We start from the raw sequence: 13,548 nt of genomic DNA on the forward strand, positions 1-13,548 counted from the left end.
CCACGCTTTCGAGCCTCAGCGTCAGTTACAGACCAGAGAGCCGCCTTCGCCACTGGTGTTCCTCCATATATCTACGCATTTCACCGCTACACATGGAATTCCACTCTCCTCTTCTGCACTCAAGTCTCCCAGTTTCCAATGACCCTCCCCGGTTGAGCCGGGGGCTTTCACATCAGACTTAAGAAACCGCCTGCGCTCGCTTTACGCCCAATAAATCCGGACAACGCTTGCCACCTACGTATTACCGCGGCTGCTGGCACGTAGTTAGCCGTGGCTTTCTGGTTAGATACCGTCAAGGGATGAACGTTTTACTCTCATCCTTGTTCTTCTCTAACAACAGAGTTTTACGATCCGAAAACCTTCTTCACTCACGCGGCGTTGCTCGGTCAGACTTTCGTCCATTGCCGAAGATTCCCTACTGCTGCCTCCCGTAGGAGTCTGGGCCGTGTCTCAGTCCCAGTGTGGCCGATCACCCTCTCAGGTCGGCTATGCATCGTTGCCTTGGTGAGCCGTTACCTCACCAACTAGCTAATGCACCGCGGGTCCATCCATCAGTGACGCAAAAGCGCCTTTCAACTTTCTTCCATGCGGAAAATAGTGTTATACGGTATTAGCACCTGTTTCCAAGTGTTATCCCCTTCTGATGGGCAGGTTACCCACGTGTTACTCACCCGTTCGCCACTCTTTTTCTTTCGGTGGAGCAAGCTCCGGTGAAAGAAAAAGCGTTCGACTTGCATGTATTAGGCACGCCGCCAGCGTTCGTCCTGAGCCAGGATCAAACTCTCATAATGATTTGTTTGAATGACCATACGGTCATTAAGCTCATAAAAATTAACTTTGCTAGCTATTGCTTGCATGTATTTGTTTCAATAAATTGAAACGTCCTACACATTGGTTCGTTTGCTTGCTTTGTTCAGTTTTCAAAGGTCTACCGTGCTGTGTTAGCAACTTTTATATCATATCAGAGCGACATTTGATTGTCAACTCTTTTTTAAAAAGTTTTTTTCGCTCATTGTTTTTCAACTTCGTAGCGGCTGCCTCAGCGACTTAATTAGAATAACAAATGATTTGTTATTTGTCAACAACTTTTTTCAATTAATTTTGTTGATTTATCAACATCAATTAACTGTTTTAAAATTGCGACTTCGTTATAATATCATCTGTCGAGCTGTGCGTCAACTACTTTTTTCAATTCTTTTTAGGAATTCATTTAGTCATTTGGCACATGTAATAATATACCAAGACTTGTGCTATTCGTCAACCATAAAATGATTGATAGACCAACGTTTCTAGTTACTCCGTTTCCAAAGATGATTCGTGATTTTTAGTCCGTGATTTCCGCCTTTTTTAAGGACTTTTTCCGTTATTATTAGCCTATCGTTCGTCTTTTTCCTTTTTGTGTTTTCTTAATTCCTATCATTCTTATAAATTTAAGTATGATTTTATCTATTTTGTGGAATATTTGCTAAAATGGAGAAAAGAATATTGTTCCTAGGAGGACCCAATATGAAAATACTTGTAGCAGATGATGACAAAGAGATCGTAGAACTATTAAGCATTTACTTACACAATGAAGGCTATGAATCGGTCAAAGCATACGATGGAAAAGAAGCACTGACCAAGATTCGCACCACTTCTGATATCGAGCTATTGATCTTAGATATCATGATGCCTGAAATGGACGGCATGCAAGTCGTCAAAGAATTGAGAAAAGAATCCCAAATCCCCATTATTATGTTGACCGCTAAAACAACCGATATGGATAAGATTCGTGGATTGGTCGCCGGTGCTGATGATTATGTCACCAAACCTTTCAATCCATTAGAAGTCATGGCACGGGTAAAATCGTTATTGAGAAGAACCAAGATGCAGGCTGCTTCAAATCAACCAGAGATTCTGGAAGTAAGCTCCCTTATCATCAACCGCGATTCCCATGAAGTAAAAACGGTGGATGGCAATGAGATCCAATTGACCGCATTAGAATTTGGCATCCTCTACTTATTGGCATCGCATCCCAACCGTGTCTTTAGCGCCGATGAGATTTTTGAACGAGTTTGGAAACAAGAAAGTGTCGTTTCTGCCAAAACAGTGATGGTCCATGTCAGTCACTTGCGAGATAAGATCGAAGAAGCCACGGATGGTGAAAAAGTCATCCAAACAGTATGGGGGGTCGGCTACAAAATAGATGCGAAGTAAACCAACTGAAAAAAAGCGCAACACACCAATCGAAAAAAAGAAACGGATCACGTTGACCTCAAAGGAAATCAGTGAGTTATTTGCGGAAGGAATTGTAACGATTGTTCTTTTACTTCTATTAAATGTCGCTATTTTGGTCATCTTGACCTCAATAAGGGAAAACTCACCGGTTTTAGTCGAAGCGATCTATGAATCGAAGAATGCGTTCACGGCTGCCTTCAACACAGATATCTTCCGCAGTGGTCGCAACTTCATTCTACCGATGTTCTTCCTATTAGATGTGATCGTCTTATATTGGCGTTTGATTCGTCGTTACCATCAAATGCAGCTACGTCACATTATCAGCGAGCTGCACTTTATCGCAGAAGGCAACTACGATCATCGCATCCCCTTCGAGTTACGGGGCGATTTAAGTCGGATCGTTTCTAATATCAATGGCTTAGTCGACAGTACGGTGGCGGCGATCGAAGATGAACGGCGGATCGAGCAATCCAAAGATGAGCTGATCACCAATGTCAGTCATGACATTCGGACACCATTGACTTCGATCATCGGCTACTTAGGTCTAATTGAAGATCGACAATACCATTCGGAAGAAGAATTGCTGAAATATACTCATACGGCGTATGTCAAAGCCAAACAAATGAAATCCCTCGTCGATGATTTGTTTGAATACACGAAAGTGCGTCAGCCTAGCGTGCCCATTAATGTGATGGAATTCGATATGGCCCAGCTAGTGGAACAATTGGCGGCAGACTTTGAATTAGAAGCTAGCCGAAAAGGCATCAAGATCGAAACCTACACCCGTCCAGAGCATATCGAAATGGATGGCGATACCGAAAAACTGGTGCGAGTTTTCAACAACCTGCTGTCAAATGCCTTGAAATACGGCAAAGGCGCCGATAAGATCCGCATGGAGGTCGAGAAAGTCGGAACCGAAGCGATCTTAACCGTCAAAAACAATGGGCAGATGATTCCTAAGCAAGCCCTTGATTCTCTATTCGACCGTTTCTATCGAGTGGAAGAATCCCGCTCTCAAGAAACAGGAGGAACTGGCTTAGGTCTAGCGATCGCTCAAAGCATCGTCGCCTTACATGGCGGCTATATCTATGCCAAATCAACGCCAGAATGGACGTCCTTTATTATTCATCTCCCGTTGAAGCGCAACAATTTGTCCAACACACAAACCTATGGTTGACGCCCCAACATTTTTTGGGTATGCTAAAGAAAATAATCAAGGCACAGAACCTAGTATATTTTTTTCATCTAGTAAAGAGAGCTGATGGTTGGTGAAAATCAGTGTTGGAAAAAATAGAATCCAGTTCTTTAACGTGTATTTTTCGAAAGAAAAATCGTTGGCTCACGATACGAGCAGCAAGGGCAGCGCAAGCTGAACTTGGGTGGCACCGCGAATGGTCATTTCGTCCCAAGCAACACGGGATCGGAATGGCCTTTTTTCTATGGAAAAATCAAAGGAGGATGTATCACTATGTTAGATGTAAAAATGATTCGCCAAAATTTTGCTGAAGTACAAAGCAAACTCGCAACACGAGGCGTGCAAAAAGAAGTATTGGACCGCTTTTTAACGCTTGACGAACGTCGCAGAGAACTCTTAGTCCAAACGGAAGAACGCAAGAAATTGCGCAACGATGTTTCTGGTGAGATCGCTGCCTTGAAACGGGCAAAAGAAGACGCGGCTGATAAAATTGCCCAAATGAAAGAAGTCGGCAGCCAAATCAAGCAATTGGATGAAGAGATCGCTCAAATTGATGAAGACATCAAAGAGATCGCCACGACGTTACCGAACTTGCCGAATGATTCTGTTCCGGTGGGCAAAGATGAAGACGACAATGTAGAAGTCCGCCGCTGGGCAGAACCAAAAGCCTTTGCCTTTGAACCAAAACCGCATTGGGAGATCGCTGAAGAGTTGGGGATCCTCGACTTTGAGCGGGGCGCCAAAGTTTCTGGCAGCCGCTTTGTTTACTACAAAGGCTTAGGTGCTCGTTTGGAACGTGCCTTATACAACTTCATGTTGGATCAGCATGTCTATGAGCATGGCTATACCGAGATGATCACCCCTTATATCGTCAATAGCCAAGCAATGTTTGGCACGGGACAATTTCCAAAGTTCAAAGAAGATGTTTTCCAATTGGCAGACACGGATTTGACTTTGATTCCGACTGCTGAAGTACCTTTGACCAATTACTATCAAGGGGAGATCTTAGAACAAGAACAGCTCCCTGCCTACTTCACTGCCTTGAGCCCATCATTTCGTTCAGAAGCTGGCAGCGCTGGTCGTGATACCCGCGGCTTGATTCGTCTGCACCAATTCAATAAAGTTGAAATGGTGAAATTCAGTGATGCTGACCATTCTTATGAAGAATTAGAAAAGATGACGGCTAATGCCGAAGATATTTTGCAAAAACTCAACTTGCCTTACCGAGTGCTTAGCTTGTGTACAGGAGATATGGGCTTTTCTGCAGCAAAGACCTATGATTTAGAAGTATGGATCCCTGCTCAGGAAATGTACCGTGAGATCAGCTCTTGCTCAAACTGTGAAGACTTCCAAGCACGCCGTGCCATGATCCGTTACCGCGATCAAGAGGGCAAGATTCACTACATGCATACACTAAATGGCTCTGGTCTGGCTGTCGGTCGGACGGTAGCCGCAGTGCTTGAAAATTATCAAAACGAAGACGGCAGTGTAACGGTACCAGAAGTTCTGGTTCCTTACATGGGCGGACTGACAAAAATCGAAAAAGCCTAAGCCTTAGCACCCTTAATTGCACCCCCTTCGTAACAGTCACTCCACGTGATCTGTTACGAAGGGGTTTTCTAGTTCACCTAATAGATAGTGGTTGCAAAAGACCCCCTAACGCCTTTGATCGCTTCTTGCAAGAGAAACAACGCAACAAGGCTGTAATTTTTAAATGAATAATTAGAAAAATCCCTTCATCTTTTTAAGTCTCTATCAGAAACCGGGCATGATCGTTGAAAGTACCTGTGACTTATGGTAACGTTGTCATAATTTAGGATGGAATGAAGGGAGCTTCACCAATGCCCGAACGAAAGACCTATGCCCGTCGGAGTGACTTGCACAAGAAACCAAACAATAATCAAAAACGAACAGCGTCAGCTGAAGAAAGACCGAAAGGACCACCCTCGAGAAAGAAGCCGTATCGAAAAGCAATTTTTTCCTTATTCGCCTTATTATTGATCGTTTTGATCGCGACGGCTGGCTCAGTCCTTTACACGTTACACCAGCAAGAAGTCGCAGCCCAAGAAAAATATGAGGCGGCTGCGGAAAAATTACTGGCATCAATCCAAGCAGAACAAAGTCAAAATGGGTTAAAAACAACGCCTGAAGTGCTCTCCAAAGGCGCAACCAAAGAATTGATCTACCGACCGCAAGACCTTGATACGTTTCCCATCAAAGATATCAAAGAACGGTTGACACAAGCTGCTGATCACTTGCGTAAAAAACAAACGAAAAAAGAAGTCGTCACCGTTGCCCGCATCCAAGCACAAGCAGCGGCTTCAAAGGTATCTACTTATTCATTGAAAGCCGACAGCTATGTGTGGAATCGAGAAACCGGACGTTTTGAAGATGCGGACAGCCTAACGGATGCACCGATCTTCGTATCAGAGAAGACGCAAACCGAATTGTCTTTGAAAGAACTGGTTCCTGATGAAGGCAGCTTATTAGGTATTCAACAAGTCATTCAGCAGAAACTGCTGGATCAAGCCAAAGACCCCGCCAAAATCATCGACGCCGTCTTGGCCATGGAGCGGATCACCTTCGATTCGAAATTTACTTATGATCCAGAGAAGCTGACCATCGAATTGCCAAAAAATCAGACGGGAGCGACGGAAATCACCCTGTCTTACAGCGAGATCGCCCCATTCATTGATCCTGATCTCGTGGCTGCTGACCAACTCAACAATGCCTTGCCAAGTTTAGACCCCAATAAAAAATACGTGGCATTGACCTTTGATGATGGACCCAACAGTACCTCCACCATGGATCTGTTGAACATCTTACAAGAAAATGACGTTAAAGCGACCTTCTTTATGCTGGGACAAATGGTAGAGCAATATCCGCAAGCCGCCAAAAAAGTCCAAGAAGCTGGACACGAGATCGCCAGTCATTCTTACTCTCATCCGCAGCTGAATACTCTTTCAGCGGAAGATTTGCAGGCAGAAGTCACAAAAACCAACAAAGCCATTTATAATGCGACGGGTTTACTACCTAGAAATTTACGCCCCCCTTATGGCGCTATCGACAAACAAAGCGCACAAACCATTGGCATGCCGATCATTCAATGGGACATCGACTCTCAAGACTGGAAATTGAAGGATCCGAAGAAGATCAATGCCTTGGTACAACAAAATGTCTTTAATGGTGCCATGATCTTGATCCATGATATTCACCCGAAATCTGTAAAAGCCGTACCGGGAGTCATTAAAACACTCAAAAACGAAGGCTACGAATTCGTGACTGTCGATCAATTATTAGAAGCACGGCAAAAACCGCTGCATCAATACTTTGGGATGAACGACGAGCGCCTCGTTGACTAAATAAAAAAAGGAACACAGCAAATTGTCTCTTGCTGCGTTCCTTTTTGGTTATTGGATCGTTCCCTCTTTTTTTAGCCCTTCTTTTCCTCATACACATTAGTCACAAAAATTTGAATCAATAGATCAGCGACAGCTTTTGGCGGCATCGTTGAAAAATCTTTGAGCCAGCGTTCGATCAACCCGATAGATCCGCAGACAAAAAAGCTCAGGCACAGTTCCAATTCTTCCTCGGAAGCATCTTGAAAGTATTGGGCAAACCGTTTCAAGGTCTCCGGTTTGATCTCTGACAACAAAAGATTCAGCAAATGGCTGTTGTTCAACAAAATCAAATGGGTCGTACTAGGATTCTCATACAAAATCGTCAACAGCTTTTCCAACCAAAGATCCAATGACAAATTTTCCTGCTGCAAGTTCGATGCGATCTGCTCAACAAGCTCCCCTTCGATCTCCTCCAACAAAGCGGCCGTATCCTTATAATATTTATAAAATGTTCCTCGGTTGATATCGGCTCGTTCCGCAATCTCTTTGATCGTGATTTTGCGGTACTCTTTTTCCAACAATAACTCCTGAAAGGCGCGTCGGATCACTTTTTTCGAGTAGATCGTTCGACGATTCCCCACAGTCCCCACCATATCGTTTCCCCTTTTCTCTGTACATTTGATCAATATTTGTCTATTTAATGACAAATACGTAAGCATTGAGGATTGCTCTTACTTTTCTTTCTTAGTATACTAACACCATGTGATTAAATCAACACGTGTTTAAAAAATGGAGGCTTTATTAATGAGTTATGTTGAAGTAAAGAATGAATATAAACGCTATCAGATGGGCGAAACCACCATCACTGCCAACAACGATCTTTCCTTTGCCATTGAAGAAGGCGAATTAGTGGTGATCCTTGGCCCCAGTGGTGCAGGAAAATCGACCGTTTTGAATATTTTAGGCGGGATGGATTCGCCAGATGAAGGACAAATCATTATCGACAATGTCGATATCGCGAAGTTTAACGACAAACAGCTGACGGAATACCGCCGCAAAGACGTCGGGTTCGTCTTCCAGTTTTATAATTTGGTGCCGAACCTGACAGCGAAAGAAAACATTGAATTGGCAACAGAAGTCTCACCGAATGCACTCGATCCTGATGAAGTCTTAGCACAAGTCGGGTTAGAAAACCGTAAAAACAACTTTCCTTCGCAGCTCTCTGGTGGGGAACAGCAGCGGGTATCGATCGCTCGGGCGTTAGCCAAAAACCCGAAATTGCTATTATGCGATGAACCAACCGGTGCGCTGGATTTTGAAACAGGCAAACAAGTGTTGAAGCTTTTGCAAAACGCCAGTCGGAAAAACGGCAATACGGTATTGATCATTACCCATAACAGCGCCATTGCCCCGATCGCCGATCGGGTGATCCATATCAACGATGCCACTGTCCGTTCCATTGAAGAGAATCCTCATCCAATCTCGATCGATGAAATCGTTTGGTAGGAGGATCTGATGAAAAATAAAACTTATCTTAAAGCAAGTTTGCGGGAGATTCGCCAATCAAAAGGTCGCTTTATCGCAATCACCTTGATCATTTTTTTAGGAACGTTTCTCTTTGTCGGTGTCAAAGCGACGGGACCGATCCTGAACCATTCCGCGAGTGAATATGTCAACGGTCAGCATTTAGCAGATCTGCAAGTCACTTCCACGCTGGGATTGACGGAGGACGACATTGATGCGGCGGAAAAAAGCGGTGCTCACACAGAAGCCGCCTATCAATTTTATTACGCTGCCAATTCAGATGAAGTCGTGCAAGTGACCTCCTATGATCCCTCACAGAAACTCAACCAGTTACTGGTGAAGGACGGCCGACTGCCAGAAAAAGCCGATGAAATCGTGCTGGACACCGAAGCAAAAAATTATGGCTGGCAAATAGGGGATACTTTTACGATCGATGATGCCGATAATCTGTCGGACAAAGACTATACGATCGTTGGGTTCGCCACTTCTCCCATTTATATCAGTGCTGCCGAACGTGGCTATGCGAATGTCGGCAGCGGTGTCGTGACGTATTTTGCTTATGTACCGGAAGAACAGTTCAAGATGGAGGTCAAATCGATCCTTTATCTCGCCTTTGATGATGTCGCAGGCCTTGAAACATACTCCGATGCCTACACCGACAAGATGGCAGCCCATCAAGAAACGATTGAGGAACTGTTTGCGGATCGCCCTAAAGAACGCTTAGCAGAAATTCAACAAGACGCTTTTGATGAATTAGCCCCTGCAGAAAAAGAAGTCCGTGATGGACAAAAACAGTTAGCTGATGGACAAGCCCAACTGGATCAGGCCAAAGCGGAACTAGAACAACAGCAAGCGGCTCTTGCGCAGCTGCCGCCCGTACAACAAGCAGCCCTCGAAGGCCAATTGACCGCTGGGAAAGAAGAGTTGACTCGGCAGCAAACCCAATTAGAGGAACAGCAACAAGAACTAACCGATGCCCAACAAACACTGGCCGAAAAACGTACAGAGATCGAAGACTTGGCAGAGCCGACGTATCTTTACAACCAGCGCAAAGATAACCCCGGTTTCCAAGAATATGGTGGGCTGTCTGATCGTATCGCAGCGATCGCCAATGTGTTCCCTGTCTTCTTCTTCTTTATCGCTGCGTTGATCACCTTTACGACACTGACGCGGATGGTAGAAGAAAACCGCAAAGAGATCGGGACCTTAAAAGCGATGGGCTATGGCAAAGTCGAGATCTCCCTTAAATATTTGATTTATGCCCTCCTGTCTTCGGCCATTGGCATTATCAGTGGTGCTGTATTAGGGACCGAACTGTTGCCGCGTTTGATTTATTTTCTATCCAGCGAACGGTATCTTTTAGACGGGATTCGCGTCTATTATGTCTGGTCGCCAATTATTTTGGCCGCGATCGCCTTTTTACTGGCGACGCTTGGTGCCTGTCTCTTTGTTTTAATCAAAGAATTGCGGGAAAAACCTGCCCAGCTACTGCAAGTTCGGGCGCCAAAACCTGGGAAACGGATTTTATTAGAGGCCATTACCCCCTTATGGTCACGTTTAAGCTTCAATCAAAAAGTCAGCTTCCGTAACATCTTCCGCTACAAATCGCGAATGATCATGGCAATCATTGGCATCGCCGGCTGTACGGGACTGATGGTGGCAGGCGTTGGGTTGAAAGATTCTTTAAGTGCTGTGACTGCGAAACAATTTGGACCCATTACGGATTATCAAGCCGTCGTGACCTTAAATGATGCGAAGGAAGAAACCGTTGCTGCCACTGAAACTGTTTTAACAGACGATCCTCTTGTGACCCATTCGATGCTAGTCTACAATGAAACGATCGAGATTCGACCAGCTAACCAAGGAAAACAAAGTTTGACCTTGATGGTCCCTGCAGATCAAGAAGCTTTTACCGACTATGTCCATTTGAAAACAACGGCAGGTCAGAAGCTGCCATTAACAGAAGGCGCCGTACTGACTATGAAATACGCAGAATTGTATGATCTGCAGGTTGGGGATACATTGACCTTCTATACTAGCGATCAAGAAGCTTTTGAAGTACCTATCAGTGGCATCGCAGAAAACTATTTAGGCAATTCTCTGTATCTGTCACCGACTCTTTACGAAGAAATCACCGACAGTGCCTTTGAACCGAATGCGTTCTTAGTCAAAGGCAAGACGATGACGAAAAAACAAGAGGAAGCTTTATCAACAGCCTTGTTAGATACCGACAAAGTCAAAAACACGACGTTCCTTTCCACTCAGATCAAAATGCAGGATGATTCGATGGGCAACTTGAACTCCATTGTCTTGATCTTAGTTGTACTATCAGGGGCATTAGCCTTTGTCGTCTTGTATAACTTGACCAACATCAATGTTTCCGAGCGGATTCGCGAGCTTTCTACTATTAAAGTATTAGGGTTTTACAATAAAGAAGTCACCATGTACATCGTACGGGAAAATATCGTCTTTACGTTATTTGGGATTCTCGCAGGCTACGTGGTAGGTTACTTCTTGACTGACTTTATTTTGATCCAAGCTTCGATGGAAAACATGGTCTTTCCATTAGTGATCAATTGGCCGGCCTATGCTTTAGCCGGCGGCATGACGATTCTCTTTACGATCATCGTGATGTACGTCACCCATGTGAAACTGACTCATGTCAACATGATCGATGCGTTGAAATCAAACGAATAAGCTGCTGCTAAAGCGATTTGCTGATCATCCAGCAGCGATTTTAAAGAAAAGGACGTCACTCTCAGCTATCTAGGCAAGAGTGGCGTCCTTTTTTGAACAAATAATCCCCTCTGTCCACTTTTGAACAGAGGGGGCGTTGGTTTTCACGTGAAACATTTTATGATTTTACAGAGTAGTTTGGTGCTTCTTTCGTGATTTGAACATCGTGGGGATGTGATTCTTTTAGTCCGTTGCCGCTCATTTGGATGAATTGTGCTTCATCACGTAATTGCTGTAGATTGCCAGCACCGACATAACCCATCCCTGATTTCAAGCCGCCGATCATTTGGAAGATGATATCAGACACGCTGCCTTTATAAGCGACACGCCCTTCAATGCCTTCTGGAACCAATTTGTTGGCTTCGTTTACGCCACCTTGGAAGTAACGGTCGCTGGAGCCTTTTTCCATTGCCCCCAATGAACCCATTCCGCGGTAGGTTTTGAAGCGTCGGCCTTGATAGATTTCAAATTCACCTGGTGATTCATCGGTTCCTGCCAACATGCTGCCTAGCATTACGGCATGTCCGCCAGCTGCTAAAGCTTTGACGATATCCCCAGAGTATTTGATCCCACCATCGGCAATGATTGCTTTGCCGTATTGACGTGCCACAGAGGCTGCATCATAGATCGCGGTCAATTGAGGAACTCCGACACCGGCTACCACCCGAGTAGTACAGATCGAGCCTGGACCGATCCCAACTTTTACGACATCGACACCAGCATCATACAATGCTTTCGTGCCTTCTGCAGTGGCAACATTTCCAGCAATCAATGTCGCTTCTGGGAAATGCGCACGAATTTCAGAGATTTTGCGTAAAACACCCGCACTGTGTCCGTGGGCAGTATCAATAACGATCGCATCCACGCCTGCATCCAATAAAGCTTGTGCTCGTTCAAAGGTATCGCTGGTAACACCGACTGCCGCTGCCACTAATAGACGTCCATGCGTGTCTTTGGCTGCATTCGGGAATTCGATCACTTTTTCAATATCTTTGATAGTGATCAAACCGCTTAAGATCCCTGCTTCATCAACGATCGGTAATTTTTCGATCTTGTGTTGTTGTAAGATCTTTTCAGCGTCTTTCAACGACGTACCGACAGGTGCTGTGATCAATTGGTCTTTGGTCATCACATCATTGATCGGCATCGTATAATCCGTGACAAAACGCATGTCGCGGTTCGTGATGATACCGACTAATTTGCGGTTTTCCATTGTTTCTACGATCGGTACCCCGCTGATGCGGTACTTGCTCATCAAATGTTCTGCATCAGCAACTAAGTGGCTTGGTGTTAAGAAAAACGGATCGATGATCACGCCGCTTTCAGAACGCTTTACTTTGCGCACTTCATCTGCTTGCGCGGCGATACTCATGTTTTTGTGAATCACGCCAAGTCCGCCTTGACGCGCCATTGAGATCGCCATTTTACTATCAGTTACGGTATCCATACTGGCACTTATGATTGGAATATTTAGTGTAATATTCGGGGCAAGCTGCACTTTCATATCCACGTCATTTGGTAAGACGTGACTTTCTGCCGGAATCAATAAGACATCATCAAACGTTAACCCTTTTTTTACAAATTTGGTTTCCCAGTTGGACATTTTTGTAACCACTCCTTAAAGTTTTTAGGTATTTTAAAAAAAATAGCAAAGATTTTTTCATAAGTCAACCATTCGGAAAGCTTTCTTAATAATCCTCTTCAAACCTTTGGTCAAATCTCATAATTCGCCATTTTTTCTAAAAAAACACGCTGATCGTGCGGTCTTTTTTAACAAAAGAAGGCGCACGATCAACGTGTAGTCATCAGCCTCTAGGAACAGACAGACTGCTGATGATATTGTATTTGCGTTTCAAGTAGTACTTCGCGGCTAATGCCACTGCCCCGATCAAGGCTTCGATCACAGGATCCACTTGTGGATTCAATGGTGGTTGGATCATCGCAGAAAGCGAGATCACAACGATCCATAGCATGAAGGCTGCGACTAAAATCAAAATGATCTTCCACATCTTCGGCCGTTTGCTCTTATCGGCACCTGGGCGTTCATATTGATACATGTATTTGTACATCAAGTAGAAGACCCAACCAGCAAGCATCGCCATCAAGAAGAGGGTCAATAAGCCATAAGGTTGTGCTTGTCCTCTAGTAAAGATTCCCATAACCCCTAGCATCAACCCAAAGATCCCTAAAATCAGCAAGGTGTTATCCAACCACATCAAGAATGGTCCGGATTCTTTTTGCTCAACGGGTTTGTTGATGATGGCTTCGGTACGTTCAGACACTGTACCAAATAATTGACGGGCCGTTTTGCCGCCTTTTTGTTCTTTGACTAAGATAGGCAGCATCTCATGCAAGGCAATCGTTTTTTCTTCTTCAGAAAGGTTGGCTGCCTCTAGCGATTTTTTTAAATCAAATATATATTGTTGGTTTCGTTTTGTTAATTGTTGTTCTAATTCACGATTTTCGGAAACATAATTTCGCAGAGTTTCTGGTTCCATGAATTGATTCTCCCTTCTGCGTTTTCTTCACAATGGA

Annotated in this window: 9 protein-coding genes, 1 rRNA gene and 1 other annotated feature (1 of these 11 running past the window's edge); of the genes, 6 read left to right on the top strand and 4 right to left on the bottom strand. The window is 44.4% G+C overall.

Going from position 1 to position 13,548, the window contains the following annotated elements; genetic code table 11:
* Window positions 1-791: ribosomal RNA gene (locus IGI71_RS17170) — 16S ribosomal RNA — on the bottom strand (it extends 768 nt beyond the left edge of the window).
* A gap of 715 nt (window positions 792-1,506) precedes the next feature.
* On the opposite strand from IGI71_RS17170, the gene IGI71_RS17175 reads away from it, so the two are divergent.
* From IGI71_RS17175 to IGI71_RS17190, 4 genes are all read left to right on the top strand, one after another.
* Window positions 1,507-2,196 carry a response regulator transcription factor gene (locus IGI71_RS17175; protein WP_008376963.1) on the top strand — a complete coding sequence of 230 codons (690 nt, stop codon included), beginning with the start codon at window positions 1,507-1,509 and terminating at the stop codon, window positions 2,194-2,196.
* Complete coding sequence (locus tag IGI71_RS17180) at window positions 2,186-3,394, top strand: sensor histidine kinase (RefSeq protein WP_005226244.1); 1,209 nt, start codon at window positions 2,186-2,188, stop codon at window positions 3,392-3,394. Before IGI71_RS17175 ends, IGI71_RS17180 begins: the two co-directional genes overlap by 11 nt.
* Window positions 3,395-3,429: 35 nt before the next feature.
* Window positions 3,430-3,628 (top strand) — a binding site (T-box leader).
* Window positions 3,629-3,685: 57 nt separating this feature from the next.
* Window positions 3,686-4,963: a serine--tRNA ligase gene (gene serS, locus IGI71_RS17185; protein WP_010748454.1), complete on the top strand. Its 1,278-nt coding sequence runs from the start codon at window positions 3,686-3,688 to the stop codon at window positions 4,961-4,963.
* Window positions 4,964-5,253: 290 nt separating this feature from the next.
* Entirely contained in the window at window positions 5,254-6,774 is a 1,521-nt protein-coding gene (locus IGI71_RS17190) for a polysaccharide deacetylase family protein (protein WP_430616015.1), read from the top strand.
* 71 nt (window positions 6,775-6,845) lie between these two features.
* Here IGI71_RS17190 and IGI71_RS17195 read toward each other — a convergent pair whose 3' ends face one another.
* Window positions 6,846-7,472 (bottom strand): TetR/AcrR family transcriptional regulator, encoded by a 627-nt coding sequence (locus IGI71_RS17195; RefSeq protein WP_086293459.1) that lies wholly within the window; start codon window positions 7,470-7,472, stop codon window positions 6,846-6,848.
* A gap of 85 nt (window positions 7,473-7,557) precedes the next feature.
* Between IGI71_RS17195 and IGI71_RS17200 the strand changes: the two genes are divergently transcribed.
* Together IGI71_RS17200 and IGI71_RS17205 are read left to right on the top strand one after the other, a co-directional pair.
* The gene (locus tag IGI71_RS17200; protein WP_010748457.1) at window positions 7,558-8,259 is read left to right on the top strand and encodes an ABC transporter ATP-binding protein; all 702 of its coding nucleotides are present in this window, start codon (window positions 7,558-7,560) and stop codon (window positions 8,257-8,259) included.
* Between the two features lie 9 nt (window positions 8,260-8,268).
* Window positions 8,269-10,974, top strand: coding sequence for an FtsX-like permease family protein (locus IGI71_RS17205; RefSeq protein WP_430616016.1), 2,706 nt, complete (start codon window positions 8,269-8,271; stop codon window positions 10,972-10,974).
* A gap of 157 nt (window positions 10,975-11,131) precedes the next feature.
* Here IGI71_RS17205 and guaB read toward each other — a convergent pair whose 3' ends face one another.
* Both guaB and IGI71_RS17215 read right to left on the bottom strand, forming a co-directional pair.
* On the bottom strand, window positions 11,132-12,616 hold the full coding sequence (guaB, locus tag IGI71_RS17210) for an IMP dehydrogenase (RefSeq protein ID WP_005226250.1): 1,485 nt from the start codon (window positions 12,614-12,616) through the stop codon (window positions 11,132-11,134).
* A gap of 202 nt (window positions 12,617-12,818) precedes the next feature.
* Complete coding sequence (locus IGI71_RS17215) at window positions 12,819-13,511, bottom strand: DUF1129 domain-containing protein (RefSeq protein WP_151196091.1); 693 nt, start codon at window positions 13,509-13,511, stop codon at window positions 12,819-12,821.
* Window positions 13,512-13,548: the final 37 nt, after the last annotated feature.

Source organism: Enterococcus sp. DIV1279b (assembly GCF_050531515.1).
GTDB lineage: Bacteria > Bacillota > Bacilli > Lactobacillales > Enterococcaceae > Enterococcus_D > Enterococcus_D casseliflavus.